A 24,330-nucleotide genomic window follows, 5' to 3' on the forward strand; every position below is an offset into this window, starting at 1 on the left:
GAGCCCGCGGCCGCCGTCAGGCGGCCGCGTCGTCCTTTGAAGCCGGAGAGGGATTTTCAATGAACATGCCTGCCACGAAGATTGAGGTTGAGACTGCGACGCCTGCGGGTGCTTCCGCGCCGGTCGTCGCGATGACGCTCAAGCGTCCGCCGCGCAGAGAGGCCTACGCGCGTATGGCGAGGGAGACCGCCGTGCGCGTGATTCCGCCGCTGGTCGTGATCGCGCTGTTGACGCTGGTGTGGGAGCTGGTGTGCCGCCGCGCCGGCTCGGCGCTGCCGCCGCCGTCAAAGGTGTTCAAGGACACCAAGGAACTGATCTTCGATCCGTTCTTCGATCATGGTGGCATCGACAAGGGCCTGTTCTGGCATCTCTCCGCCAGTCTCCAGCGCGTCGCGCTCGGCTATTCGCTCTCCGCCATCGCCGGCATCGCGCTCGGCGTGCTGGTCGGGCAGTCGGTCTGGGCGATGCGCGGGCTCGATCCGCTGTTCCAGGTGCTGCGCACCATCCCGCCGCTGGCCTGGCTGCCGCTCTCGCTCGCGGCGTTCCGCGACGGCCAGCCTTCGGCGATCTTCGTCATCTTCATCACCTCGATCTGGCCGATCATCATCAACACCGCGGTCGGCATCCGCAACATCCCGCAGGACTACCGCAACGTCGCCGCGGTGGTGCAGCTCAATCCGCTCGAGTTCTTCGGCAAGATCATGATCCCGGCGGCGGCGCCTTACATCTTCACGGGCCTTCGTATCGGCATCGGCCTGTCCTGGCTCGCCATCATCGCAGCCGAAATGCTGATCGGCGGCGTCGGCATCGGCTTCTTCATCTGGGACGCCTGGAATTCCTCGCATATCAGCGAGATCATCCTGGCGCTGTTCTATGTCGGCATCGTCGGGTTCGTGCTCGATCGCCTGATCGCGGGCATCGGCAAGATCGTCACCCGCGGCACGGCGCAGAACTGAGGGAGAAGGGCACATGACCGCCTATCTGAAGCTCGACCATATCGACAAGGTCTTTACCCGCGGCGCCGCCAGCACGGAGGTGCTGAAGGACATCAACCTGACGATCGAGAAGGGCGAATACGTCTCGATCATCGGCCATTCCGGCTGCGGCAAGTCGACCCTGCTCAACATCATCGCAGGCCTGACCGGCGCCACCACCGGCGGCGTGCTGCTCGAGAACCGCGAGGTCAACTCGCCGGGGCCCGATCGCGCGGTGGTGTTCCAGAACCACAGCCTGCTGCCGTGGCTGACCGTCTACGAGAACGTCAAGCTCGGCGTCGACAAGGTCTTTGCCAGGACCAAGTCCCGCGCCGAACGCGACGCCTGGGTCATGCATAATCTCAACCTGGTGCAGATGGCCCACGCCAGGGACAAGCGTCCCTCGGAAATCTCTGGCGGCATGAAGCAGCGCGTCGGCATCGCCCGTGCGCTGGCGATGGAGCCGAAGGTCCTGCTGCTCGACGAGCCGTTCGGCGCGCTCGACGCGCTGACCCGCGCGCATCTGCAGGACTCGGTGATGGCGCTGCATCAGAAGCTCGGTAACACCATTTTGATGATCACCCACGACGTCGACGAGGCGGTGCTGCTATCCGATCGCATCGTCATGATGACGAACGGGCCGAGCGCGCGCATCGGGGAGGTGCTGGAGGTGCCGCTCGCACGTCCCCGCAAGCGGCTCGATCTTGCGACCAACTCCACCTATTTGAAGTGCCGCCACCGCGTGCTCGAGTTCCTCTACGAGCGTCATCGCTTCGTCGAGGCCGCGTAAACGAAGGTTTAACGAGGAAGATAAGCGCGCCTAAATAATCGACACCTCGCTCAATCCTTGTGCGCCGCACAAGGATTGAGCGAACCGCTAAATTTGCGAGCGAAATACGCCTGCAAAAACTTCGGGCAATGCGAACAAGCTCCTGAATTCCCTGTATTTCCCGTACGCGCGCAATTGGCACGGAAATTGAAATACCTTTTCCGACGCCAACGACGACGTCCCTCAACATCATCAATCAGCATCGTGAACTCGCCACCGGGGCATGGCCTCGGCGCGCGCCTCCGCGTGGAGGCTGAGCCTGCAACGACGCAGCGGTGAGCCAAGAAGGGATTATCAATGACGACGAATCCGACTCGAAATCCGACGTGGATTTCTGATTGGCGCCCCGAAGACGAGGCGTTCTGGAATGCGGGCGGCAAAGTGATCGCCCGGCGTAACCTGATCTGGTCGATCGTGGCCGAGCATATCGGCTTCTCGGTGTGGCTGATCTGGAGCATCGTCACCACCAAACTGCCGCAGGCGGGCTTCCACTACACCACCGACCAGCTGTTCCAGCTCGTCGCGGTGCCAGGGCTGATCGGCGCATTGATGCGCTTCCCCTATACGTTCGCGGTCACGACCTTCGGCGGCCGCAACTGGACCATTTTCAGCGCGGCCGTCCTGTTCATCCCGACGCTGTCGCTCGCCTACTTCGTCGGCCAGCCCGACACCCCGTTCTGGCTGATGCTGCTGATCGCATCGACCGCGGGTCTCGGTGGCGGCAATTTCGCCTCCAGCATGACCAACATCTCCTTCTTCTTCCCTGACCGGATGAAGGGATGGGCGCTGGGGCTGAACGCGGCCGGCGGCAATATCGGCGTCTCCAGCGTGCAGCTGCTGACCCCGATCCTGATGACGCTCGCGGTCATCAACCTGTTCCAGGCGTCCCCCGTCGACGGCATCTTCCTCCAGAACGCCGGCCTGATGTGGGTGCTGCCGATCGCGATCGCGGTGTTCGGCGCGGTGTTCTTCATGAACAACCTAACCACGGCCAAGTCGTCGATCAAGAACCAGCTTGCCGTGGTCAAGCGCAAGCACACCTGGATCATGGCGTATCTCTATATCGGAACGTTCGGATCCTTCATCGGCTACTCGGCGGCGTTCCCGCTGCTGATCAAGACGCAGTTTCCGGCGATCTCGATCTCGATCGCGTTCCTCGGGCCGCTGGTCGGTTCGTTGTCGCGACCGCTCGGCGGCTTGCTCGCCGACAAGATCGGCGGCTCCATCCTCACCTTCTGGAATTTCATCGCGATGGCGGGCGCCACCGTCGGCGTGCTCTACTTCGTCGGGCACAAGGACTTCACCGGCTTCCTTGCGATGTTCCTGATCCTGTTCGTGACGACGGGTATCGGCAACGGCTCGACCTACCGCATGATCCCCTCGATCTTCCGCGAGCAGAACCTGTTCAGAGTGCGCGGCAAGGGCGATGCGGCGCGCGCGGCGGCCTTGAAGACCGCGAGCATCGAGAGCGGTGCGGCGGTCGGCTTCATCGGCGCGATCGGCGCGGTCGGCGGCTATCTGATCCCGACCGGTTTCGGCAAATCGATCGCCATGACCGGCGGGCCGTCGCTCGCGCTCGCGATCTATCTCGCTTTCTACGCCTCCTGCCTCGGACTGACCTGGTGGTTCTACCTGCGTCGCAGCCCGCAGGGTGAGGGCGCGTCAAGCCTCGCGGAAGCGCGAGTCTGAGTTTGGCACGAATGTCGCTTCTCCCCGTACGCGGGGAGAAGACTCTCTGATGACGTTTGACCCATGAACCTTGTTCGCAACGGCGCGGACAAAGGCAGACCGAAACAGACAGGAGAACATCATGACTTCAGAACAGATCACCCTCGTCCAGCAGAGCTTTTCCAAGGTCGCGCCGATTTCAGAGGCGGCCGCGGTGCTGTTCTACGATCGCCTGTTCGAGGTGGCGCCGTCCGTGCGCGCGATGTTTCCCGAGGACATGACCGAGCAGCGCAAGAAGCTGATGGGCATGCTCGCCGCCGTCGTCGGCGGCCTGTCGAAGCTCGAGACGATTCTTCCCGCGGCCTCGGCGCTCGCCAAGCGTCACGTCGCCTATGGCGCCAAGGCCGAGCACTATCCGGTGGTCGGCGCGACCTTGCTCTGGACCCTCGAGAAGGGTCTCGGCGAGGCATGGACACCCGAACTCGCCACGGCTTGGACCGACGCCTATGGCGTCCTGTCCGGCTACATGATTTCCGAGGCCTATGGCGCACAGGCGCAGGCCGCCGAATAGGAGATGCCTTGTGAGTGAACCGCTGGTCATCGTCGGTAACGGTATGGCGGCCGCGCGTCTGGTCGACGAGCTCGCCAAGACCTCGCTCGGCCGCTACGCGGTCGCGGTGATCGGCGAAGAGCCGCGGCTCGCTTACAATCGCGTGCTGCTCTCCTCCGTGCTGGCCGGCGAGACCGGCTCGCACGAGATCGAGCTGAGGCCGGCGGACTGGTGGCGCCATCGCGGCGTCACCGTGCGCTACGGCTACCGCGTCACCGAGATCGACACCGGCCGCCGCGAGCTCAAGATCGAAGGTGAAGAGAGCGTGGAATATTCCAAGCTCGTGCTCGCCACCGGCTCGACGCCGCTGCGGCTCAACGTGCCGGGCGCCGATCTCACCGGGGTGCACACCTTTCGCGATACGCGCGACGTCGATCTGCTGCTGACGCTCGCTGCGGCGAAGAAGCGCGTCGTCGTGGTCGGCGGCGGCCTGCTCGGGCTCGAAGCCGCCTATGGCCTTGCGAAAGCCGGCGCGCCGGTGACGCTGCTGCACCTGATGGACCGGCTGATGGAGCGCCAGCTCGATCTGCCGGCGGCCGACCTGCTGAAGACGCTGGTCGAACGCAAGGGCATCCGCATCCTGCTCAATGCCTCCACCGCCCGCATTCACGGCGACGGCCATGTCGAAGCCGTCGAGCTTGCCGACGGCACGCGCATCGAGGCGGATGCCGTGATCTTCGCCGCCGGCATCAGGCCGAACGTGGCGCTTGCCAAAGAGGCGGGCATCGCGGTCAACCGTGGCATCGTCGTCAACGACGAGATGCAGACGGCCTCGCCCGACATCTTTGCGCTCGGCGAATGCGCCGAGCATCGCGGCACCTGCTATGGCCTGGTCGAGCCTGCTTACGAGCAGGCGCGCGTGCTGGCGCGGCATCTCGCCGGACGTCCCGCCGCCTATCAGGGCAGCGTGGTCTCGACCAATCTGAAGGTCTCCGGCGTCAGCGTCTTCTCCGCCGGCGACTTCATGGGCGGGGACGGCAGCGAGAGCCTGGTGCTGTCAGACCGCACGCGCGGCACCTACAAGAAGCTCGTCATCGCCGACGGCCGGCTCACCGGTGCGGTCCTGATCGGCGATACCGTCGATGCGCTCTGGTATCTCGAGCTGATCCGCAATCGCGACAAGGTGGCGGCGATCCGCACCGACATGATGTTCGGCCGCGCGCTGGCGCGTCCCTCCAAGGCGGCTTGATAAGGCAGCTCGATATGACGGCGATCGATCCCACGCTCCGCGCCACCAAGACGACCTGTCCCTATTGCGGCGTCGGCTGCGGCGTGCTGGCGACGCCCGACGGCAACGGTGGCGCGGCGATCGCGGGCGACCCGGATCATCCCGCCAATTTCGGCCGGCTGTGCTCCAAGGGCTCCGCGCTCGGCGAGACCGTCGGGCTCGAGAGCCGGTTGCTCTATCCGATGATCCGCTGCAAGGGCGTGCTCGAACGCGTCGCCTGGAGCGATGCGCTCGACCACGTTGCCCACCGCATGCAGCACATCGTCGCGCGCGATGGCGCCGACGCGGTCGCGTTCTATCTCTCCGGCCAGCTTCTGACCGAGGACTATTACGTCGCCAACAAGCTGATGAAGGGTTTTGTCGGCACCGCCAATGTCGACACCAATTCGCGGCTCTGCATGTCGTCCTCGGTCGCCGGCCACCGCCGCGCCTTCGGTGCCGACACCGTGCCCGGCTGCTACGAGGATCTCGACCAGGCTGATTTGCTCGTGTTCGTCGGCTCAAATGCCGCCTGGTGCCATCCCGTGCTGTTCCAGCGCATGCTGAAGAACCGGCAGGAACGCGGCGCGCGCATGATCGTGATCGATCCGCGCCGTACCGACACGGCCAGCGACGTCGATCTGTTCCTCGGCCTCAAGCCCGGCACCGACACTGCGCTGTTCTCCGGCCTGCTCGTCCATCTCGCCGACAATGGCGCGCTCGACCAGGATTACATCGCGCAGAACACGTCTGGCTTCGATGACGCGCTGGCGCGCGCGCGCAACATCGCCGGCAGTGTCACCGCGACCGCACTGGCGACGGGTCTGTCCGAACAGGACGTCGCCGCCTTCTTCAAGATGTTCCGCGACACCGAGCGCGTCGTCACGCTCTATTCGCAGGGCGTCAACCAGTCGGCGCAGGGCACCGACAAGGTCAACGCGATCCTGAACTGCCATCTTGCCACGGGGCGCATTGGCAAGCCGGGCGCCTCGCCGTTCTCGCTCACCGGCCAGCCCAACGCGATGGGCGGCCGCGAGGTCGGCGGTCTCGCCAACCAGCTCGCCGCGCATATGAACTTCACCCCGCCCGACATCGACCGCGTGCGGCGATTCTGGAAGGCGCCGCGCATCGCCACCCATGAAGGGTTGAAGGCGGTACAGCTGTTCGAGGCGATCAACCGCGGCGAGGTCAAGGCGCTGTGGGTGATGGGCACCAACCCGGCGGTGTCATTGCCGGACGCGGACGTCGTGCGTGAGGCGCTGAAGAAGCTCGAGCTGTTCGTGGTCTCCGAGAACGTGCTCTCCAACGACACGGTCGAGGCGGGGCCGCACGTGCTGCTGCCCGCGCTCGCCTGGGGCGAGAAGTCGGGCACGGTGACCAACTCCGAACGCCGCATATCGCGCCAGCGCTCGTTCCTGCCGGCGCCGGGCGAGGCGCGGCCGGACTGGTGGATTCTGAGCGAGACCGCAAAGCGGCTCGGCTTCGGCGACAGCTTCAACTACAAATCCGCCGCCGATATTTTCCGCGAGCACGCGGCGCTTTCGGCGTTTGAGAACGATGGCAGCCGCGATTTCGACATCGGCGCGCTGACCGCGCTCTCGGACGAGGCCTTCGACGCCTTGAAGCCGGTGCAGTGGCCGGCGCGCGAAGGCGAGGCGGCCGGCGAGCGCTTCTTCGCGAACGGCGGCTTCTTCACCAATGACGGCAAAGGCCGCTTCGTCGCGCCGGAGGTGCCGTCACTGCGCGGCGAGACCGGACCGTCGCGTCCGCTGCGGCTCAACACCGGACGTATCCGCGACCAGTGGCACACCATGACGCGCACGGGTCTCAGCCAGCGTCTCGGCGCGCATCTGCCGGAGCCGTTCGTCGAGATCCACCCGGATGATGCCAGCAAACACGGCATCGCGCATGACGGCTACGCCCGCATCACCACCGATTACGGCCAGTGCATCCTGAAGGTCGTCGTCAGCGATCGTCAGCAGCGCGGCACCCTGTTCGCGCCGATCCACTGGAGCGCGATGAACGCCTCGCACGGCCGCGTCGGGGCGCTCGTGCAGTCCTTCACCGATCCGTTCTCGGGCCAGCCGGAGTCGAAAGCCACGCCGGCGGCGATCGCGCCTTATGAATACGTCTTCCGCGGCTTTGCGCTGTCGCGCAAGCAGCTCGATCTGCCGCCGAACCTGATGTGGACCCGTGTCACGGTTACGGGCGGCTTCGGCTATCTCTTCGCCGACAATGCGGATCTGTCGCGCTGGCCGGCCTGGCTCGACGGCGTCGCCGGCGAGGACGTCGCCGACTATCGCGACTTCGGCGGCGGCGTTTATCGCGCGGCCTCGTTCGCGGGCGACCGCATCGAGACCTGCCTGTTCGTCGGCCCCGCGCATGATGCCGGCGACTGGGAGGTGGTGAAGAGCCTGTTCGTGGCCGATCACGTCACCGACGAGCAGCGCCGCATGCTGCTGTCAGGCAAATCGACGGAGGGCGCGGCCTCGACCGGCCCCATCGTCTGCGCCTGCTTCGGCGTCGGCCGCGGCACCATCTGCGACACCATCGCGAGCGGCGCGCGCACGGCGGCCGAGATCGGCGCCAAGCTCAGGGCCGGCACCAATTGCGGGTCATGTATCCCTGAGCTGAAGCGGCTGATCGCGACGACGGAAGTGGCGCCGGCGAAGCAGGCGAAGGTCGCGGCGGCTGCGGGGTAGGGGATCTCTCCAGACTGGGAGACGGTCTCGTGCCCCGGACGCTGCGCAGCACGAAGTGATGCGCTGCAGAGCCGGGGCCCATCTAACAGCAGAGTGTTTGGCCTTGCTGGGTCCCGGCTCTGCGCAGCAGCGTTTCACGCTGCAGCGCGTCCGGGACACGAGAGTGACGTGGACGCAGCCATGTCCTTCGCCCAATCGACGCGCCCGCGATTGTGCCCTATGTTGCCGCGATCCCCCTCCACATGCACAAAAACAACAATGATGTACCTGGAAACGCCGCCGCGCCTGATCGAAACCAAGATCTTCTCCACCATGCCGGACCAATTCCGCCGCAAGGGCGTGCGGACCGATTGGGCCGATGCCAACCGGCCGGGTGTGCCGACCGACAGCTTCATCGAAGGGCCGTCGTTCGACAAGGACGGCAACCTCTACATCGTCGACATTCCCTTCGGCCGCATCTTCCGCATCGCGCCTGATGGCGCGTGGTCGCTCGTGATCGAATATGAGGGCTGGCCGAACGGATTGAAGATCGCCGCCGACGGCCGCATCCTCGTGGCCGACTACATGCACGGTATCATGGAGCTCGACGCCGGGGCAGGGCGCATCAGGCCCATCCTGACCACCCGCAACTCGGAATCGTTCCGTGGCTGCAACGATCTGCATCTCGCCTCCAACGGCGACATCTTGTTCACCGATCAGGGCCAGACCGGCCTGCACGACGCAAGCGGCCGCGTCTATCGCCTGACGTCGAGCGGCCGGCTCGATTGCCTTGTTGACACCGGCATCAGCCCGAACGGCCTGGTGCTCGACCCCAGCGAAACCGTGCTGTTCGTCGCCATGACCCGCGACAATGCGGTGTGGCGGTTGCCGTTCATGAAGGACGGCAGCGTGTCGAAGGTCGGTCGCTTCTGCTCGCTGTTCGGCACCAGCGGTCCTGATGGCATGACCATGGACGCGGCTGGTCGCCTGTTCGTCGGCCACGCCTCGCTCGGCCACGTCTTCGTGTTCGCGCCGAACGGAGAGCTGATCGCGCGGATCAAGTCGTGCGCCGGACCGAGCTGCACCAATGTCGCCATCGGTGGCGTCAAGAAAGATCGGCTCTATATCACGGAGTCGGCGACAGGCAGCGTGCTGGTCGCGGATATCAGTGGCCTGTAGAGCATCTGAAGGAACGAACATGAACACAAAACCCTTCGGCAAGACCGGCGCGAACGTCTCCGTCATCGGGCAGGGCACCTGGTATCTCGACCATGGCGACCGCAAGCGCGCGATCGCGGCGCTTCAGCGCGGGCTCGATCTCGACATGACCCACATCGACACCGCCGAGATGTACGGCGATGCCGAGCTCGTCATCGCGGATGCGATCGCAGGCCGCCGCGATGAGGTGTTCCTGGTTTCAAAGGTGCTGCCGAGCAACGCCTCGCGCGGCGGCACCATCACGGCGTGCGAACGCTCGCTGAAGCGGCTGAAGACCGATCGTCTCGACTGCTATCTGCTGCACTGGCGCGGTTCCTATCCGCTCGAGGACACGGTCGCCGCGTTCGAGGAGTTGGTGAAGGCCGGCAAGATCAAATCCTGGGGCGTCTCCAATTTCGACGCCGACGATCTCGACGAAATTCTCGACGTCTCCGGCGAAGGCCGCATCGCGTGCAATCAGGTGCTCTATCATCTGAAGGAGCGCGCGATCGAGCATGCGGTCATCCCGTGGTGCGAGAAGCGTGGCGTTGCTGTCGTCGCATACTCTCCGTTCGGCCACGACGAATTTCCCGCAAGCAACAGCAAGGGAGGCGCGGTGCTGGCACGCATCGCGGAGGCGCGTCGTGTGACACCGCGGCAGGTCGCGCTGAGCTTCCTCACCCGTGCAACTACGGTGTTCGCGATCCCGAAGGCCTCGTCCGCGGAACATGCCGGCGAGAATGCGGCGGCCGGCGATCTCGTGCTGACGAAGGATGAGATTTCGGCGCTCGATGCGGCGTTTCCGCGCGGTCCGAAGCCGCGCAGTCTGCCCATGTTGTAGTGCACAAACGCCTATTATTAATGGAGTATTGACGCGCGGGGTCGTCAGCGCATATCGGCATCCTGTTTTCGGAAGTTGTGAAAGCGGCGCATTTGTCGTTTTTTACGATCGTTCCCGAATCGTAGTTTTCCCAGGTTCCAGCCGTGACACCGCCGCCCGCCGTAGCCGCAAGGCTCGACAGTATTCCCATGCCCGTGCCGGAGAAGAAGCAGGAGGCTCGCCGCGCGCCTGCGCGCGTCGATCATCCCTTCAAGGGCATCGCGCTGGTGCTGCTGTCGACGGTATTCCTCGGCTGCTCCGACGTCACCGCAAAGTATCTGTCGACGAGCCTGCCGTCGATCGAGATCACCTGGATCCGCTTCGTCACGTTCGCGCTGATGTTCACGCCGGTGATGCTGCCGGGCTCGCCGCTGCATGCGATGCGCACCGATCGCCTCGGCCTGCAATTGATGCGCGGCGTCGCGCTGCTCGGCTCCTCGCTGTTCTTCATCACCGGTCTCCGTTTCCTCCCCATCGCGGAAGCCTCGGCCACCGGCTTCGTCTCACCGCTGTTCGTCACCGCGCTGTCGATCATCTTCCTGAGCGAGAAGGTCGGCATGCGCCGCTGGATCGCGACTGCGATCGGTCTCATCGGCGTGATGATCATCCTGCGTCCGGGCTCCAATGCGTTTCACGCCGCCGCGTTCTTCCCGATCATCTCGGCATTCTGCTGGGCCGCTGCGCTGATCCTGACGCGCATGATGAGCGGGCGCGAAGCCGTCCTCACCACCATGGCCTATTCGGCGCTCACGGGCGTTGCGATCCTCAGCCTGATGGTGCCGTTCGTCTGGGTGACGCCGAGCTGGACCGCGATCGGGCTCGGCATCGTGATCGGCGTCGCGTCGACCGTGGGCCAATGGATCATCGTGCTGGCCTATCGCTACGGCGATGCCTCGGTGCTGGCGCCGTTCTCGTACACGCAGTTGCTGTGGGTCAGCATTCTGGGCTTCTTCCTGTTCGGCGAAGTGCCTGACGTCTGGACCGTCACTGGTGCTGCCTTCATCGTCGCCAGCGGTCTTTACATCGCCCATCGCGAGCGCATCCGCCGCGCCCAGCTGCTGGTGCTGGAAGAGCGTTCCCCGAACCCCTGACGCAAGTTCGCGTGTCCCGCTTCGTGCTATCAACGGTTCCACCAACACGGGAGGAGCCGGATGCGCGCTGCGATTTTCAGGAACGGTGAGATTGTCGTCGACCGGATGGCCGAGCCAAAGCCCGGTAACGGTCAGGTGCTGGTCAGGACGCTTGCCTGCGGCATCTGCGGCTCCGACCTTCATGCTCGCCAGCATGCTCCCCGCATGGTGGAGATGGCGAAGAAGACCGGCCGCAAGCCGATGGACCTCGCCCGCGACGTCGTGTTCGGCCATGAGTTCTGCTGTGAGATCGTCGATTACGGTCCCGGAACCGCGCGCAAGCTCAAGCCCGGCACCCGCGTCTGTTCGCTCCCGGCGCTCGTGACGCCGCAGGGCATCGAGGGCATCGGCTATTCCAACGACAATATCGGCGGCTATGCCGAGGCGATGCTGCTCAGCGAGCCGCTGCTGCTCGAAGTGCCCAACGGTCTCGCGCCCGAACATGCCGCGCTGACCGAGCCGCTCGCGGTCGGCGTCCACGCCGTGGCGAAAGCCAACATCCGGGGCGGCGAGGTGCCGCTCGTGATCGGCTGCGGCCCGGTCGGCCTCGCGGTGATCGCCGCGCTGAGGATCAAGGGCCTGCATCCGATCGTCGCGGCCGACTATTCGCCGGCGCGGCGTGCGCTCGCGGCAAGGCTCGGCGCCGATATCGTCGTCGATCCCAAGGTGTCGCAGCCCTATGCGACCTGGGCCGAGCACGCGCAGATGTCGGAGGCCGAGAAGGCGGCGCGGCCGCCATTGCAGGCCATGCTGCCGGCACTGAAGCCCGCAATCATCTTCGAATGCGTCGGCGTGCCCGGCCTGTTACAGCAGGTGTTCGAGGGCGCCCCGCGTGATGCGCGCATCGTGGTGGTCGGCGTCTGCATGGAGACCGACAGGAGCGAACCCATGCTCGGCATCATGAAGGAGCTCAACGTCCAATATGTGCTCGGCTACACGCCGGATGAGTTCGCAGCGTCACTGCGCCTGATCGCGGAAGGGCAGGTGGATGCGGCGGCGATGGTGACCGCCGAGGTCGGCCTCGACGGCGTCGCAAAAGCATTCGCCGACCTCGCCAACCCTGAGGCGCACACCAAGATCATCGTGCAGCCGTGGAAATAGGGAACGGCTGAAGCACGCCGCCGTCGGGTTTCGCCGCGACGTCGGCATCGCTCACCTGGGCGATCACGGCCCGGCGGTCGACGATCGCCTGATGGAATTGCGCCAGCACGAGGCCGAAGGCGGCGAGATCGCCGTCCTCGATAGCGCCGTCTTCGTGACAGGCCAGCGTTTCGCGCAAAATGTCATCGGCCGCGCTCTGCATGGCGGCGAGATCGTCGAGCGAGGTTGCCTCGCGCACGCTGGAGATCGCGTTGAGCAGGCGGTCGCGATGCAGCGCGTTCTCGCTGCGCTCCTCGCGCCGCAGATAATGCCGCAGCCATGCGGCGACCGAGCCGAGGCCGGAGAGCAGCAGCACCACGCCCCAGATGTAGTCGCTGTATTTGTCCATGAAGCTGCGTTCGTTGCCGTCGATAAAGGCGGCGGCTCCCGGATGCGCCGGCAGCGCGGCGTCTTTGTCGGTGTCAGGCTTCTGGATGTGACTGGCGCCGGGCAAGTCCTTCACGAGCGACTGACGGACCGTAAACAGCTCGCGGGTGAAGGCAGCGACCGTGTCCTCGGACAATGAAGCGGGCGCGACGATCAGATGATTGACGGCGATGGTGTCGACCTTGTCGTCCGGCCGCTGCGGCGTTGTGGAAAATGCACTCGCGGGAATTTCCTCGGATTCGTAGAGCGGATGCCGCTCGGCGATAGCGTCGGAGACGTCGACGGACAGGAACTTGGGCTCGCCGCGCAGGCGCGCGGTGGTGGCGATCGTGCTTGCGATCGCCTTGTCGTCGAGTGCGCCCACCATCATGAAGGCGTCGAGCGTTGAGTCCTGGGCCATCTCGGAGATGCGGTCGATACCGAACTGTGCGATCGTGACCTTCTGCGGATTGACGCCTGACTCGGCGAGGATGACGCGGAGCAGATTGAGATTGGCATCGCCAAGGCCGACGACCCCGATGCGGCGCCCCGTGAGGGAGGCGATCTCCATGATCTTCGGCCTGGCGGCGCCCTTGCGCGCCGCTGGCGCCCACAACACCACGAAATTCCGCCGCAGGATCGCCACCGAATTGGTGTCGGCCGGCATGGCGAAGTCGCCGCGAGCCACCGCAAGCTCGGCCTTGCCGGCGCCGAGCAGATTGAGGCTTTGCAGTGTGCCGTCGGTCTCGATCGGGACGAGCCGCACCGCGCCACCCCTGGCGTCGAACGCCTTCGCCACGGCCGCAATCAGCGCCTGGTCGTCACTGCCGGCTGGCCCGACCGCGATGCGTAGCGTCGCCGGCTGCCAGACCCAATAGGCGAGGGCAAGAGCGACCGTGAGCACCGAGAGCACGCTTGCGAGCGCGAGCCACGGGCCAAAGCGATTGCGGCGGCGAGACGACGCGTCTCTCCTCAAGCTCAGATCGCTCGGCACGGGCATCTCGCTTTCCTCATCGGCAAGCTCGCCCGACGGCAGGCGCGGCGGGTGCCGTCAGTATTTCGAAGGCACGTACATCTCCGGCGGAATCGGGCCGCGGTGATAGTCGGGGTTGCGCACGCGCGGCGGCAGCACCACGGGCACGCGGGCGACCTCCTGGTACGGCATCTGACTGAGAAGATGCGCGATGCAGTTGAGCCGCGCGCGCTTCTTGTCGACTGCGTCGACGATCCACCACGGTGAGTCCGGAAGATGCGTGTGCTCCAGCATCGTCTCCTTGGCCTTGGTATACGCCTCCCAGCGGCTGCGCGCCTCGACGTCCATCGGGCTCAGCTTCCACTGCTTCAGCGGATCCCTGATGCGCATGCTGAAGCGGAACTGCTGTTCGTCGTCGGTGATCGAGAACCAGTATTTGACCAGGATGATGCCGGAGCGGATCAGCATCCGCTCGAACTCGGGCACCGTCTTGAAGAATTCTTGGTATTGCTCGTCGGTGCAGAAGCCCATCACGCGCTCGACGCCGGCGCGGTTGTACCAGCTGCGGTCGAACAGCACCATTTCGCCGCCGGCCGGCAGATGCGACACGTAGCGCTGGAAATACCATTGCGTGCGCTCGCGCTCGCTCGGGGCGGGGAGCGCCGCGACGCGGCAGATGCGGGGATTGAGGCGCTGGGTGATGCGCTTGATGACGCCGCCCTTGCCCGCGGAATCGCGGCCCTCGAACAGCACCACGACCTTCTTCTTCTCGCTCTGCACCCAGTCCTGCAGCTTGACCAGTTCGCCCTGGAGGCGGAGCAATTCCCGGAAATAGAGCCTGCGATCCACCGTCGGGCGGAGCGCGTCCGTCTCGTCCAGCAACTCGTCGAGCCTGCTGTCATCGAGCTCCATCTCCAGCTCTTCGTCGAGATCGTCGGTCATTTCCCGGATGATGCGCTCGCGTTTGGCCATTTCAGGGGTGCGGTCGGATGCGGTCATGGGTCCTTCTTTCGGCAGGGTGCCTGTCGCCCGTGACCATCGGCGGGGTTTATTGCGCCCATGTGACACCGGTTCCGAAATAGCCCGGCGGGGCCGTCAGACCGGCAGGGCGATCGAATATTTGACCTGGCTGAGCGCGAAGCTCGACTCGATCGAGGCAATGCCGTCGAGCCGGGTCAGCTTGGTCTTGAGAAAGGTCTCGTAGGAGGCGAGGTCGACCGCCACCACGCGCAGGAGATAGTCGCGGTTGCCGGTCATCAGATAGCACTCCAGCACCTCGTCCCATTTCGAGATCGCGCGCGCGAAGCGATTCAGATCCTCCTCCTTCTGCCGCGCCAGCTTGATCGAGATGAAGACGCTGACATGCAGCCCCAGCGCCTTCTGGTCGACGGTCGCAATGTAGCGGCTGATGACCCCGCGCTCCTCCAGCAGCTTGACCCGGCGATGGCAGGGCGACACCGAGAGCCCGACCTTGTCGGCCAGTTCCTGCATGGTCAGCCGGCTGTCGTTCTGGAGCAAAGCGAGGATTTTCCGGTCGATGGCGTCGAGGTCTGGCATTGGGATGAAACCTGTCTGAAGTGGCGTTCCATTGGTAAGGTATCCCAATATTTGGTGGTATGGCGCGAAAAATTGAGAAGTTTGGCGCCGCCCGCAGGCGTATCATCGTCCGACCTGTTTCCGGGAGCCATCGTCATGCCCGTTGATACCGCCCGTCTGGACACGTTGACCGCGCTGGCCCGCAAGGCGCTGTGGCTGTCGTCATGGACCATCCATCACGCCAACCACATCCGCGCCAACGCGGACGGGCTCAAGGTCGGGGGACACCAGGCCTCGTCCGCCTCGCTCGCGACCATCATGTCGGCGCTGTATTTTGGCGTCCTGCGCCCTGAGGATCGCGTCGCGGTGAAGCCGCATGCGAGCCCGGTGTTCCACGCCATCCAGTACCTGTTCGGCCGGCAGACCCGCGAGAAGCTGGAGAACTTTCGCGGGTTCAAGGGCGCGCAGTCCTATCCCTCGCGCACCAAGGATGTCGACGACGTCGATTTCTCCACCGGCTCCGTCGGCCTCGGCGTCGCGCAGACGCTGTTTGCCTCGCTGGTGCAGGACTACGTCAAGGCGCATGGCTGGATGAAGGATCGTCGCGAAGGGCGAATGATTGCCCTGGTCGGTGATGCCGAGATGGACGAGGGCAACATTTTCGAGGCGCTCGCCGAAGGCTGGAAGCACGGCTTGCGCAACACCTGGTGGGTGGTCGACTATAACAGGCAGTCGCTCGACGCCGTCGTGCGGGAGGGGCTCTGGGAAAAGTTCGAGACCATGTTCCGCAATTTCGGCTGGGACGTGGTGATCGTGAAATATGGCCGCCTGATGCGCGAGGCCTTTGCCGAGCCAGGCGGTGAGGCGCTGAAGCGCTGGATCGACAATTGCCCGAACGCGCTCTACGCGGCGCTGTGCTTCCAGGGCGGTGCTGCCTTCCGCAAGCATCTGCACGACGAGATCGGCGATCAGGGCCCGATCACCAAGCTGATCGACAGGCGCAGCGACGAGCAGCTGCTGGCGCTGATGTCGAACCTCGGCGGCCACGACATGGCGAGCATGCTGGAGGCGTTCGAGTCCATCGACCACGATCGCCCGGTCTGCTTCATCGCCTACACCATCAAGGGCGTCGGCCTGCCGTTCCAGGGCCACAAGGACAACCACGCCGGCCTGATGACGGTCACGCAGATGGAGAAATATCGCGAGAGCCAGAACATCCGTCCGGGCCACGAATGGGACAAGTACGAGGGCCTCGCGCAGGACGCCGCCGAGCTCGACGCCTTCCTCGCGCGCGTGCCGTTCAACCAGGACGGCCGCCGGCTGACCGCGCCCGTGGTCGAGGTGCCCCAGCAACTCGCGTTCAAGCCGTCGCCGCAGATGTCGACCCAGCAAGGCTTTGGCCTCGTGCTGAACGAGATCGCGCGCGACGACAGCGAGCTGGCGAGGCGCATTGTCACGACCTCGCCCGACGTCACGGTCTCGACCAATCTCGGTCCGTGGGTGAACCGGCGCGGCCTGTTCGCGCGCGGCGAGAAGGCGGACTTATTCCGCAGCGAGAAAATTCCCTCCACGTTCAATTGGGACTTCTCGCCCAAGGGCCAGCATCTCGAGCTCGGCATCGCCGAGATGAACCTGTTCATCATGCTCTCGGCGCTGGGCCTGTCGCACCAGATCAATGGCGAGCGGCTGCTGCCGGTCGGCACCCTCTACGATCCCTTCATCGAGCGCGGCCTCGATGCATTGAACTACGCCTGCTACCAGGATGCGCGCTTCATGGTGGCGGCGACGCCCTCGGGCATCACGCTGGCGCCTGAAGGCGGCGCGCACCAGTCGATCGCGACGCCGTTGATCGGCATGGCGCAGGACGGGCTCGCCTCGTTCGAGCCGGCTTTCGTCGACGAGCTCGCCGTGATCATGGCTTGGGGCTTCAATCACATGCAGCGCGATCCGGGCGAGGGCGGTTCCGTCTATCTGCGGCTCTCGACGCGCAGCATCGAGCAGGCGCAGCGGATCATGACACCGGAGCTTGCGCAGGGCATCACCGACGGCGCCTACTGGCTGCGCAAGCCGGGACCCAATGCCGAACTCGTGATCGCCTATACCGGCGCGGTCGCGCCCGAAGCGATCGAGGCGACCGGTTTCATCGGCGAAAGCCGGCGCGACATCGGCCTGCTCGCGATCACCTCGGCGGATCGCCTGCATGCGGGTTGGACCGCGGCGCGGAAATTGCGGCGCGATCGGCGTGGCGTGCAGCATCTCAGCCACATCGAAAAGCTGCTCGCGCCGCTGCCGCGCGACTGCGGCATCGTGACCGTGATCGACGGCCATCCCTCCGCGCTCGGTTGGCTCGGCAGCGTCCGCGGTCATCGCGTCGAGGCGCTCGGCGTCGAGCAGTTCGGCCAGACCGGCACGATCGCGGACCTCTACCGCCATTACGGCATCGATGCGAATGCGATCATCGATGCGGCCGAAAGCCTCACCACCGGCGCACCGGTGCTGCACCGGAAGATGGCGGTGTAGTTGAGGTAACTGCCGTGTCATTCCGGGGCGACGCGTAGCGTCGAGCCCGAAATCCATACTCCCGATCGTGGTTATGGATTCCGGGCCCGCGCCAAGTGCCGCGTCCCGGAATGACACCTGAGGGAGCCTTGCCTCGTTCCCGCCATCGGCTCATATATCCTCCGTCCGCCGCAACGCTGGCCCCGCATATGGCGGGTTCAATTGCCGGCGCTTTCGTGCAAGGATGCCTGCCGAAACGCCCCCTCCAAGCCCCCAAGAAGAGGTTAACGATGGTCAATCGCATGCAATTCTACATCGACGGCGCCTGGGTCGATCCCGCCGTCAAGAAGTCCACCGCCGTGGTCAATCCCGCGACGGAAGAGGCGATGTACGAGGTTGCGCTGGGCTCCAAGGCTGACGTCGACAAGGCCGTCACTGCTGCCAAGCGCGCCTTTGCAACTTTCTCCCAGACCAGCCGCGAGGAGCGCGTCGCGCTGCTCACGAGAGTCATCGAGGTCTACAAGGGCCGGCTCAAGGAGATCGGCGCCGCCGTCTCCGACGAGATGGGCGCGCCGCTGCCGATGGCGGAGAAGCTCCAGGCCGGCGCCGGCCTCGGCCACCTCATGACCACGCTCGACGTGCTCAAGAACTATCATTTCGAGGAACCGGTCGGCACCGCCATGGTGCTGCGCGAGCCGGTCGGCGTGGTCGGCATGATCACGCCCTGGAACTGGCCGCTCAACCAGATCGCTTGCAAGGTCGCGCCTGCGCTCGCCGCCGGCTGCACCATGATCCTGAAGCCGTCGGAGTTCACCCCGACCTCGGCTTTGATCTTCGCGGAAATCCTCCACGAAGCGGGTGTGCCGAAGGGCGTGTTCAACCTCGTCAACGGCCTCGGCCCCGAGGTCGGCGCCGCCATGAGCGAGCATCCTGATATCGACATGATCTCGTTCACCGGCTCGACCCGCGCCGGCATCGACGTGGCCAAGCGCGCCGCGCCGACCGTGAAGCGCGTCAGCCAGGAGCTCGGCGGCAAGTCGCCGAACGTCATCCTCGAAGGTGCCGACCTGCAGAAGGCGGTGACCGGCGGCGTGATGCACATGTTCAACAACTCCGGCCAGTCCTGCAACGCACCCTCGCGCATGATCGTGCCGCTGTCGAAGATGAAGGAAGTCGCTGCGATCGCGAAGGCTGTCGCCGACAAGACCAAGGCCGGTGATCCCCGCGCTGAAGGCACTACCATTGGTCCGGTCGTCAACCGCGGCCAGTGGGACAAGATCCAGGGCCTCATCAAGAAGGGCATCGACGAGGGCGCAACGCTCGTCGCCGGCGGCCCGGGCCTGCCTGAGGGCGTCAACAAGGGCTTCTACGTCCGTCCTACCATCTTCGCCGACGTCACTCCCGACATGACGATCGCCCGTGAAGAGATCTTCGGACCGGTGCTGACCATCATCGGCGCCAAGGACGAGTCTGAGGCCGTGCACATCGCCAACGACACGCCGTATGGCCTTGCCGGCTACGTCTCGGGCGCTTCGGTTGAGGACGCCAAGCGCGTGGGTCGCCAGATCCGCGCCGGCAACGTCAATCTCCAGGGCGTGCCCAACGACCGCACCGCGCCGTTCGGCGGCTACAAGCAGTCGGGCAACGGCCGCGAGTGGGGCAAGTACGGCCTCGAGGACTTCCTCGAAGTGAAGGCCGTTGCGGGCTTCAACGCGGCGTAAGCTTACGTCGAGAACCAACATGACGCCGGAGCGGGAAACCGCTCCGGCGTTTTGTTTTGCTCCGTCGTCATTGCGAGGAGCGCAGCGACGAAGCAATCCAGACTGTCTCCACGGAAAGACTCTGGATTGCTTCGCTTCGCTCGCAATGACGGAGGAGAGATCTCGTAGGGTGGGCAAAGGAGCGAAGCGACGTGCCCACCATTCCGCGACGAACAAGAAGCGGTGGGCACGCTTTCGCTTTGCCCACCCTACGAGACCGTCGCTGCGGAACGCCTATCCCCCGACCGCGCCTTGCGTGTTCACATACAGCGCGTAGATCGACTGGCTTGCCGCCATGAACAGGCGGTTGCGCTTGACGCCGCCGAAGCAGAGATTGGCGCAGCGCTCGGGCAGCGCGATGCGGCCGATCATGACGCCGTCGGGCGCGAATACGACGACGCCGTCGAGCTCGGGATCGCCCATGCCCCAGCCGCACCAGAGATTGCCGTCGATGTCGCAGCGCATGCCGTCCGGTGTGCCCGGGCCGGCATCGATGTGGACGCGCTTGTTGGAGATCGTGGTGCCGTCAAGCGAGACGTCATAGGCGAGGATCTTTCGGTTCGGCACGCCGCGCGATTCCACGACATACAGGATCTTCTCGTCGGGCGAGAAGCACAGCCCGTTCGGACCGAGCACGCCCTCGGCAACGATGGTCGCTTTGCCGGTCGCGGGATCGAGCCGATAGACGTTCGGCTCGATCTCGGGCTCCGCCTTGTAGCCCTCGTAATTGCCGAGCAGGCCGAAGGTCGGATCGGTGAACCAGATCGAGCCGTCGGACTTCACCACGACGTCGTTCGGCGAGTTCAGCGGCTTGCCGCCGAACGAATCCATCAGCACGGTGATGCTTCCGTCATATTCGGTGCGCACCACGCGGCGGCCGCCATGCTCGCAGGTGACGAGCCGGCCCTGACGATCCCTGGTGTTGCCGTTGGCGAAATTCGAGGGCTTTCGGAAGACCGAGACGGTTCCGGTCTCCTCCTCCCATTTGATGATGCGCTGGTTCGGGATGTCGCTGCACAGGAGATAGCGGCCGTCGCCGAACCACACGGGACCCTCGGCCCAGCGCAGGCCGGTCGCCAGCCGCTCCACCGCCGACAGCTTCAGCCAGTATTTTTCGAAGCGGGGGTCCAGTGCTTTTATCGCCGGATCGGGGTAATAGGTCGCCGGCCGCCAGCCTTGAGCGTGGGACGATGCATCGTTCATGTGCAATTCTCGTTGTTGCGTTCCCTCTGTCCAAATCTGCTAGCATCAGTTATCTACGGCCGCAAATCGGTCACCACAGGCGAGGGAAGACATGCCGCGTATTTTGATGACGGGAGCTTCGGGCGGAATCGGCACGAGCCTGCGAAAATTGCTGCCGCCGATCTATCCGGATCTCCTGCTCTCCGACATCAAGCCGCCCGCCGATCTCGGCGCGAACGAAAAATTCAAGGCGGCGGATCTCGCCGATCTTGCGCAGTGCGAGGCGATCTGCGAGGGCGTCGACGGCATCATCCATTTCGGCGGCTATTCGGTCGAAGGCAGCTGGGACCAAATCCTCCAGGCCAATATCATCGGCGGCTACAATCTGTTCGAGGCCGCGTACCGCAAGGGCGTCAAGCGCGTGGTGTTCGCCTCGTCCAACCACGCCGTCGGCTTCTATCCCCGCCACCACAAGATCGGGACCGACGTCACCCCGCGCCCCGACGGCCGTTATGGCGTCAGCAAGGTGTTCGGCGAGGCGGTCGGTGCGCTCTACGCCGACAAGCATGGCCTGAAGGTGACCTGCCTGCGCATCGGCAATTTCGGCGACATGCCGCTCGACCAGCGCCGGCTCTCGATCTGGCTGAAGCCCGACGACCTCGTGCAGCTCTGCCGCATCGGGCTCGAACATCCCGACATCCATTTCGAGGTCTTCTACGGCGCCTCCCTCAACGAGCGCGCCTGGTGGGACAACCACCGCGCCTACGAATTCGGCTATCGCCCGACGGGGCGCGCCGAGGATTTCCGCGAGCACGCCATGGCCGAGCAGGCCAAGCTGAAGCCGGATCCGGTCGGCGACCACTACCAGGGCGGCGCGTTCTGCAGCAACGAGTTCGACGGCGATGCGAACCGGATCATTGATTGGAGTAAGCGCTGAAATGCCATGCCCCCTCTCTACAGTCATGAGGTGAGGGGGCCTCTCCGCGGCACTCGCGCCGGCATGCAGCCTAGTCCATGCCTTCATCGGGAATGTTCAATACGGTGCCACAAGCTTTGCAATGCACCGCGTCGACATCGTGGCGCTGCAGGGCGCAAACCGGACAGGGGAAGCGTACCTTGGAGGGCGCGAGCAGTGCCTTGGCGAGATTCAGGAAAAGGGTCACGCCAAAGATCATGATGACGACGGTGATCAGGCGGCCGACGGTCCCGGGCAAGGTGATGTCGCCGAAGCCGGTTGTGGTCAGTGCGGTGACCGTGAAGTAGAGCGCGTCGGCATAGTTGGCGATCTGGTGATTGTGAGACTTCTGCGTCTCGTAGACGATCCCGGTCATCACGAAAATGAACACGCCGAGGTTCACGACGGCAAAAACGACTTCCTCGTTTCGCCGGAAGAAGGGGCTGTCGACCCGGAGGCGCGCCACCATCTGGTAGTCGCGCAGCAGCCTCAGTGTTCGAAATGCGCGCAGGAAGCCGCCGGCCTCTCCGGCGAGCGGCGCAAGGAACGAGATGATGACGACGATGTCGGTCCAGGTCGAAAGCCGCGCCAGGTCATGCAGCGGCTGACGGCTGATGATCATCCGTGCGGCGAAATCCGCAAGGATCAGCACGCCGAACACCACATCGAGCGACTCGACGGCCCTGTTGCGAGGCAGGAACGAGGTCGCGATGATGAACAGAACAGTGACGACGTCCAGCGCGAGCAGGGCGTATCGGAATTTTATGCAGCCGAACGTGTCGCCTTCGTAAAGTTGCCGGATCCTGCCCTTCAGGGCCTCAAATGGGACGGCGATGGCGTCGAGCGGCCCATGTCCCTTCGTACTGTTGCGATAAAATGCCATGGTCAGCGACCGCCGCGCCTATCCCGGTAGCCTACGCTTCCGAAGGATCGAGCATTTCGCCGATCTTGTTGACGGCGACATTGATCGACATGCCCAAATAGTCGCCGGGATCGCCGAACCACGAGCCAGCCAACGGCACGGCCTGGCCCGGATGCCGCGCAATGGCCACCGGAATGAGGTCGAAGCCGGCGCTCAAACTGTTGGTTGGATCGTAATCCAGCCAGCCGGCGCCGGGCAGGAATACCTGCACCCATGCGTGGGTCGCGCCGGAGCCGGTCATGCCCACGGCGCCGCCATCGAGCGCCGCATCATAGAGATAACCGCTGACGAAGCGTGCGGCAAAGCCGAGCCGGCGCAACGTCTCGATCATCAGCCAGGCGAAGTCCCGGCAGGTGCCCGATTTCGTGCGCAGCGTTTCGCCGGGTGACTGTGTGCCTTCGGCATCTCTGCCGCGATAGCTGAAGTCGCTCCGAAACCTGCCGAGCATTCGGCGCAGCACGTCGGCGGTCCGATCCTGATCGCCGGCAACGAAGCTCTTGGTCCACGCCGCATGACTGCCGTCTGCATCGTCGGCATGCGGGCGCAGGTAACCGGCAAGGTCGGTCCATTCGTCCGGGGTGTACTGCACGGGGACCTCCTCGGCCCGGGGCTCCAGCGGAAATGTCGCCAGACCCTTGATGCCGAAATAGACTCCACGAACCCTAAACGTGAATGTCAGCTCGCTGCCGGGTTCGCTGAAGTCCATCACCGTGACGGCATTGGAGCGGGAGTCGGTGACCCAATGCACCTTTGACGGCAGGCTGGTAGCAGCGGACCAGCGAAGCAGCCGGGTCGCGGCGCCGCGCCGCGGCAGGAACATCGCCCGGTGCGTGCCGAACGTCACCGGCTTTGCATAGCGGTAGGTCGTGGTGTGCGTGATCTCGCCAATGATCGCCATGCATTGATCCGCTTCGCGTTGCGGAGCGCATTGAGCGCCTTCCCGCGCAAGAGAGAGCAGGCGCCAGCTTTCGGCCCGGCCGCTTCCACCCATTGATCTAGATCAACGTCGTTCCCGGGATCGTCTGGCCCATCAAGCGATCACGCATTCCTTCAGACGTTGATGTGCAAACCGACCGAATGGAGCGATGGACATGGGTATCCTTTGGACGATCATCATTGGATTTATCGTCGGCGTGGTCGCGAAATTCATCATGCCCGGCGACAAGTCCGAGCCCACGGGGTTCATCCTGACGACGGTCTTGGGAATCGTCGGCGCGTTCGTCGCGACCTGGCTCGGTCAAGCCGTGGGCTGGTATCATTTCGGAGAGGCCGCCGGCTTCATCGGCAGCGTGGTCGGAGCCATCATCCTCCTCTTCCTGTACGGCCTTGTCATGGGTCGTCAGGGGCGCGCTTGAAAATCACGCTATCAGCCGTCGCGATGCTCGCGATGATCGTCTCAGAGCCGGCGCGAGCCGGAGCGCTCAGCGACGCCGAGGCGACGTTCCTCGACCAGCTCGTCACCGCATCCGTGGTGCTGGAGCAGCGATGCGACGGTTACGAGGTCGATGGCGCCGGGGGCGTTCAGCTCGGCGCCCGGCTGCTCGGTAGTCCTGAGGCGGCGATGGCCATGATCGACGCCTTTTCCGCGGCGATAAAGGCCCACGATGGCGAGAGCTACGATCCCGGCAAGTTTCGTCCCGAGGTGTTCGAGGCGGCCAGCAAGACGATCAAACGCGTCCTGGCGGAATTGATCAAGGATCCTAAAGGGGCTTGCGCCGACTATGGTGATGCCAGCGTGGATCGCGGCCTGCTGAAGCGATACTGAACATTCGAGGGCTACTCGGCAGTTGAACCCGAAAGAGAAAGACTGAGGCGATGGGT

At 64.7% G+C, this 24,330-nt stretch carries 21 protein-coding genes; 15 read left to right on the plus strand and 6 right to left on the minus strand.

Features of this window, described 5'->3' with window-relative positions; genetic code table 11:
- Positions 1–59: 59 nt before the first annotated feature.
- From ntrB to AC1DW2_RS17335, 10 genes are all read left to right on the plus strand, one after another.
- Positions 60–956 (plus strand): nitrate ABC transporter permease, encoded by an 897-nt coding sequence (ntrB, locus tag AC1DW2_RS17290; RefSeq protein ID WP_477006702.1) that lies wholly within the window; start codon positions 60–62, stop codon positions 954–956.
- A gap of 13 nt (positions 957–969) precedes the next feature.
- The gene (locus AC1DW2_RS17295; protein ID WP_208085520.1) at positions 970–1,764 is read left to right on the plus strand and encodes an ABC transporter ATP-binding protein; all 795 of its coding nucleotides are present in this window, start codon (positions 970–972) and stop codon (positions 1,762–1,764) included.
- A 336-nt stretch (positions 1,765–2,100) separates the two neighbouring features.
- Entirely contained in the window at positions 2,101–3,492 is a 1,392-nt protein-coding gene (locus tag AC1DW2_RS17300) for an MFS transporter (RefSeq protein ID WP_085404430.1), read from the plus strand.
- Between the two features lie 121 nt (positions 3,493–3,613).
- On the plus strand, positions 3,614–4,042 hold the full coding sequence (locus tag AC1DW2_RS17305) for a globin family protein (RefSeq protein WP_063986572.1): 429 nt from the start codon (positions 3,614–3,616) through the stop codon (positions 4,040–4,042).
- Between the two features lie 10 nt (positions 4,043–4,052).
- Positions 4,053–5,270, plus strand: a complete 1,218-nt coding sequence (locus AC1DW2_RS17310; RefSeq protein ID WP_477006703.1) for an NAD(P)/FAD-dependent oxidoreductase — start codon at positions 4,053–4,055, stop codon at positions 5,268–5,270.
- Positions 5,271–5,284: 14 nt separating this feature from the next.
- Positions 5,285–7,990: a nitrate reductase gene (locus AC1DW2_RS17315; RefSeq protein WP_477006704.1), complete on the plus strand. Its 2,706-nt coding sequence runs from the start codon at positions 5,285–5,287 to the stop codon at positions 7,988–7,990.
- Between the two features lie 261 nt (positions 7,991–8,251).
- Positions 8,252–9,148: an SMP-30/gluconolactonase/LRE family protein gene (locus tag AC1DW2_RS17320; RefSeq protein ID WP_477006787.1), complete on the plus strand. Its 897-nt coding sequence runs from the start codon at positions 8,252–8,254 to the stop codon at positions 9,146–9,148.
- Between the two features lie 19 nt (positions 9,149–9,167).
- Positions 9,168–10,007, plus strand: a complete 840-nt coding sequence (locus tag AC1DW2_RS17325; protein WP_477006705.1) for an aldo/keto reductase — start codon at positions 9,168–9,170, stop codon at positions 10,005–10,007.
- A 188-nt stretch (positions 10,008–10,195) separates the two neighbouring features.
- Complete coding sequence (locus AC1DW2_RS17330) at positions 10,196–11,137, plus strand: DMT family transporter (RefSeq protein WP_175618334.1); 942 nt, start codon at positions 10,196–10,198, stop codon at positions 11,135–11,137.
- 60 nt (positions 11,138–11,197) lie between these two features.
- On the plus strand, positions 11,198–12,277 hold the full coding sequence (locus AC1DW2_RS17335) for a zinc-binding dehydrogenase (protein WP_477006706.1): 1,080 nt from the start codon (positions 11,198–11,200) through the stop codon (positions 12,275–12,277).
- Here AC1DW2_RS17335 and AC1DW2_RS17340 read toward each other — a convergent pair.
- The 3 genes from AC1DW2_RS17340 to AC1DW2_RS17350 all read right to left on the minus strand — a co-directional run bounded on the left by AC1DW2_RS17340 (position 12,255) and on the right by AC1DW2_RS17350 (position 15,212).
- A complete protein-coding gene (locus AC1DW2_RS17340; protein ID WP_477006707.1) occupies positions 12,255–13,682 on the minus strand; it encodes a TAXI family TRAP transporter solute-binding subunit in 1,428 nt (475 codons plus the stop codon). The two genes, AC1DW2_RS17335 and AC1DW2_RS17340, sit on opposite strands and share 23 nt — an antisense overlap.
- 51 nt (positions 13,683–13,733) lie before the next feature.
- Positions 13,734–14,654 carry a polyphosphate kinase 2 gene (gene ppk2, locus AC1DW2_RS17345; protein WP_477006708.1) on the minus strand — a complete coding sequence of 307 codons (921 nt, stop codon included), beginning with the start codon at positions 14,652–14,654 and terminating at the stop codon, positions 13,734–13,736.
- Positions 14,655–14,750: 96 nt separating this feature from the next.
- Entirely contained in the window at positions 14,751–15,212 is a 462-nt protein-coding gene (locus AC1DW2_RS17350) for an Lrp/AsnC family transcriptional regulator (protein WP_477006709.1), read from the minus strand.
- 135 nt (positions 15,213–15,347) lie between these two features.
- Between AC1DW2_RS17350 and AC1DW2_RS17355 the strand changes: the two genes are divergently transcribed.
- The gene (locus AC1DW2_RS17355) at positions 15,348–17,711 is read left to right on the plus strand and encodes a transketolase (RefSeq protein WP_477006710.1); all 2,364 of its coding nucleotides are present in this window, start codon (positions 15,348–15,350) and stop codon (positions 17,709–17,711) included.
- Between the two features lie 269 nt (positions 17,712–17,980).
- Entirely contained in the window at positions 17,981–19,411 is a 1,431-nt protein-coding gene (locus AC1DW2_RS17360; protein WP_477006711.1) for an aldehyde dehydrogenase family protein, read from the plus strand.
- A 273-nt stretch (positions 19,412–19,684) separates the two neighbouring features.
- On the opposite strand, the gene AC1DW2_RS17365 is transcribed toward AC1DW2_RS17360, so the two are convergent.
- The gene (locus tag AC1DW2_RS17365; RefSeq protein WP_477006712.1) at positions 19,685–20,653 is read right to left on the minus strand and encodes an SMP-30/gluconolactonase/LRE family protein; all 969 of its coding nucleotides are present in this window, start codon (positions 20,651–20,653) and stop codon (positions 19,685–19,687) included.
- Between the two features lie 91 nt (positions 20,654–20,744).
- On the opposite strand from AC1DW2_RS17365, the gene AC1DW2_RS17370 reads away from it, so the two are divergent.
- Positions 20,745–21,569 (plus strand): NAD-dependent epimerase/dehydratase family protein, encoded by an 825-nt coding sequence (locus AC1DW2_RS17370; RefSeq protein ID WP_477006713.1) that lies wholly within the window; start codon positions 20,745–20,747, stop codon positions 21,567–21,569.
- 70 nt (positions 21,570–21,639) lie between these two features.
- Here AC1DW2_RS17370 and AC1DW2_RS17375 read toward each other — a convergent pair whose 3' ends face one another.
- Positions 21,640–22,470 (minus strand): potassium channel family protein, encoded by an 831-nt coding sequence (locus AC1DW2_RS17375; RefSeq protein WP_477006714.1) that lies wholly within the window; start codon positions 22,468–22,470, stop codon positions 21,640–21,642.
- Positions 22,471–22,501: 31 nt separating this feature from the next.
- Entirely contained in the window at positions 22,502–23,407 is a 906-nt protein-coding gene (locus tag AC1DW2_RS17380) for a transglutaminase family protein (protein ID WP_477006715.1), read from the minus strand.
- A gap of 193 nt (positions 23,408–23,600) precedes the next feature.
- Between AC1DW2_RS17380 and AC1DW2_RS17385 the strand changes: the two genes are divergently transcribed.
- On the plus strand, positions 23,601–23,864 hold the full coding sequence (locus AC1DW2_RS17385) for a GlsB/YeaQ/YmgE family stress response membrane protein (RefSeq protein ID WP_063986569.1): 264 nt from the start codon (positions 23,601–23,603) through the stop codon (positions 23,862–23,864).
- A complete protein-coding gene (locus AC1DW2_RS17390) occupies positions 23,861–24,274 on the plus strand; it encodes a hypothetical protein (protein ID WP_477006716.1) in 414 nt (137 codons plus the stop codon). The genes AC1DW2_RS17385 and AC1DW2_RS17390 overlap by 4 nt, the downstream gene beginning before the upstream one ends.
- The last annotated feature ends 56 nt before the right edge of the window (positions 24,275–24,330 follow it).

It is taken from the genome of Bradyrhizobium sp. P3_C3, assembly GCF_056402655.1.

Coding starts and splice junctions, on each gene's coding strand:
- ntrB (WP_477006702.1), top strand. CDS start 60: ATGAACATGCCTGCCACGAAGATTGAGGTTGAGACTGCGACGCCTGCG.
- AC1DW2_RS17295 (WP_208085520.1), top strand. CDS start 970: ATGACCGCCTATCTGAAGCTCGACCATATCGACAAGGTCTTTACCCGC.
- AC1DW2_RS17300 (WP_085404430.1), top strand. CDS start 2,101: ATGACGACGAATCCGACTCGAAATCCGACGTGGATTTCTGATTGGCGC.
- AC1DW2_RS17305 (WP_063986572.1), top strand. CDS start 3,614: ATGACTTCAGAACAGATCACCCTCGTCCAGCAGAGCTTTTCCAAGGTC.
- AC1DW2_RS17315 (WP_477006704.1), top strand. CDS start 5,285: ATGACGGCGATCGATCCCACGCTCCGCGCCACCAAGACGACCTGTCCC.
- AC1DW2_RS17320 (WP_477006787.1), top strand. CDS start 8,252: ATGTACCTGGAAACGCCGCCGCGCCTGATCGAAACCAAGATCTTCTCC.
- AC1DW2_RS17325 (WP_477006705.1), top strand. CDS start 9,168: ATGAACACAAAACCCTTCGGCAAGACCGGCGCGAACGTCTCCGTCATC.
- AC1DW2_RS17330 (WP_175618334.1), top strand. CDS start 10,196: ATGCCCGTGCCGGAGAAGAAGCAGGAGGCTCGCCGCGCGCCTGCGCGC.
- AC1DW2_RS17335 (WP_477006706.1), top strand. CDS start 11,198: ATGCGCGCTGCGATTTTCAGGAACGGTGAGATTGTCGTCGACCGGATG.
- AC1DW2_RS17340 (WP_477006707.1), bottom strand. CDS start 13,682: ATGCCCGTGCCGAGCGATCTGAGCTTGAGGAGAGACGCGTCGTCTCGC.
- ppk2 (WP_477006708.1), bottom strand. CDS start 14,654: ATGACCGCATCCGACCGCACCCCTGAAATGGCCAAACGCGAGCGCATC.
- AC1DW2_RS17350 (WP_477006709.1), bottom strand. CDS start 15,212: ATGCCAGACCTCGACGCCATCGACCGGAAAATCCTCGCTTTGCTCCAG.
- AC1DW2_RS17355 (WP_477006710.1), top strand. CDS start 15,348: ATGCCCGTTGATACCGCCCGTCTGGACACGTTGACCGCGCTGGCCCGC.
- AC1DW2_RS17360 (WP_477006711.1), top strand. CDS start 17,981: ATGGTCAATCGCATGCAATTCTACATCGACGGCGCCTGGGTCGATCCC.
- AC1DW2_RS17365 (WP_477006712.1), bottom strand. CDS start 20,653: ATGAACGATGCATCGTCCCACGCTCAAGGCTGGCGGCCGGCGACCTAT.
- AC1DW2_RS17370 (WP_477006713.1), top strand. CDS start 20,745: ATGCCGCGTATTTTGATGACGGGAGCTTCGGGCGGAATCGGCACGAGC.
- AC1DW2_RS17375 (WP_477006714.1), bottom strand. CDS start 22,470: ATGGCATTTTATCGCAACAGTACGAAGGGACATGGGCCGCTCGACGCC.
- AC1DW2_RS17380 (WP_477006715.1), bottom strand. CDS start 23,407: ATGGCGATCATTGGCGAGATCACGCACACCACGACCTACCGCTATGCA.
- AC1DW2_RS17385 (WP_063986569.1), top strand. CDS start 23,601: ATGGGTATCCTTTGGACGATCATCATTGGATTTATCGTCGGCGTGGTC.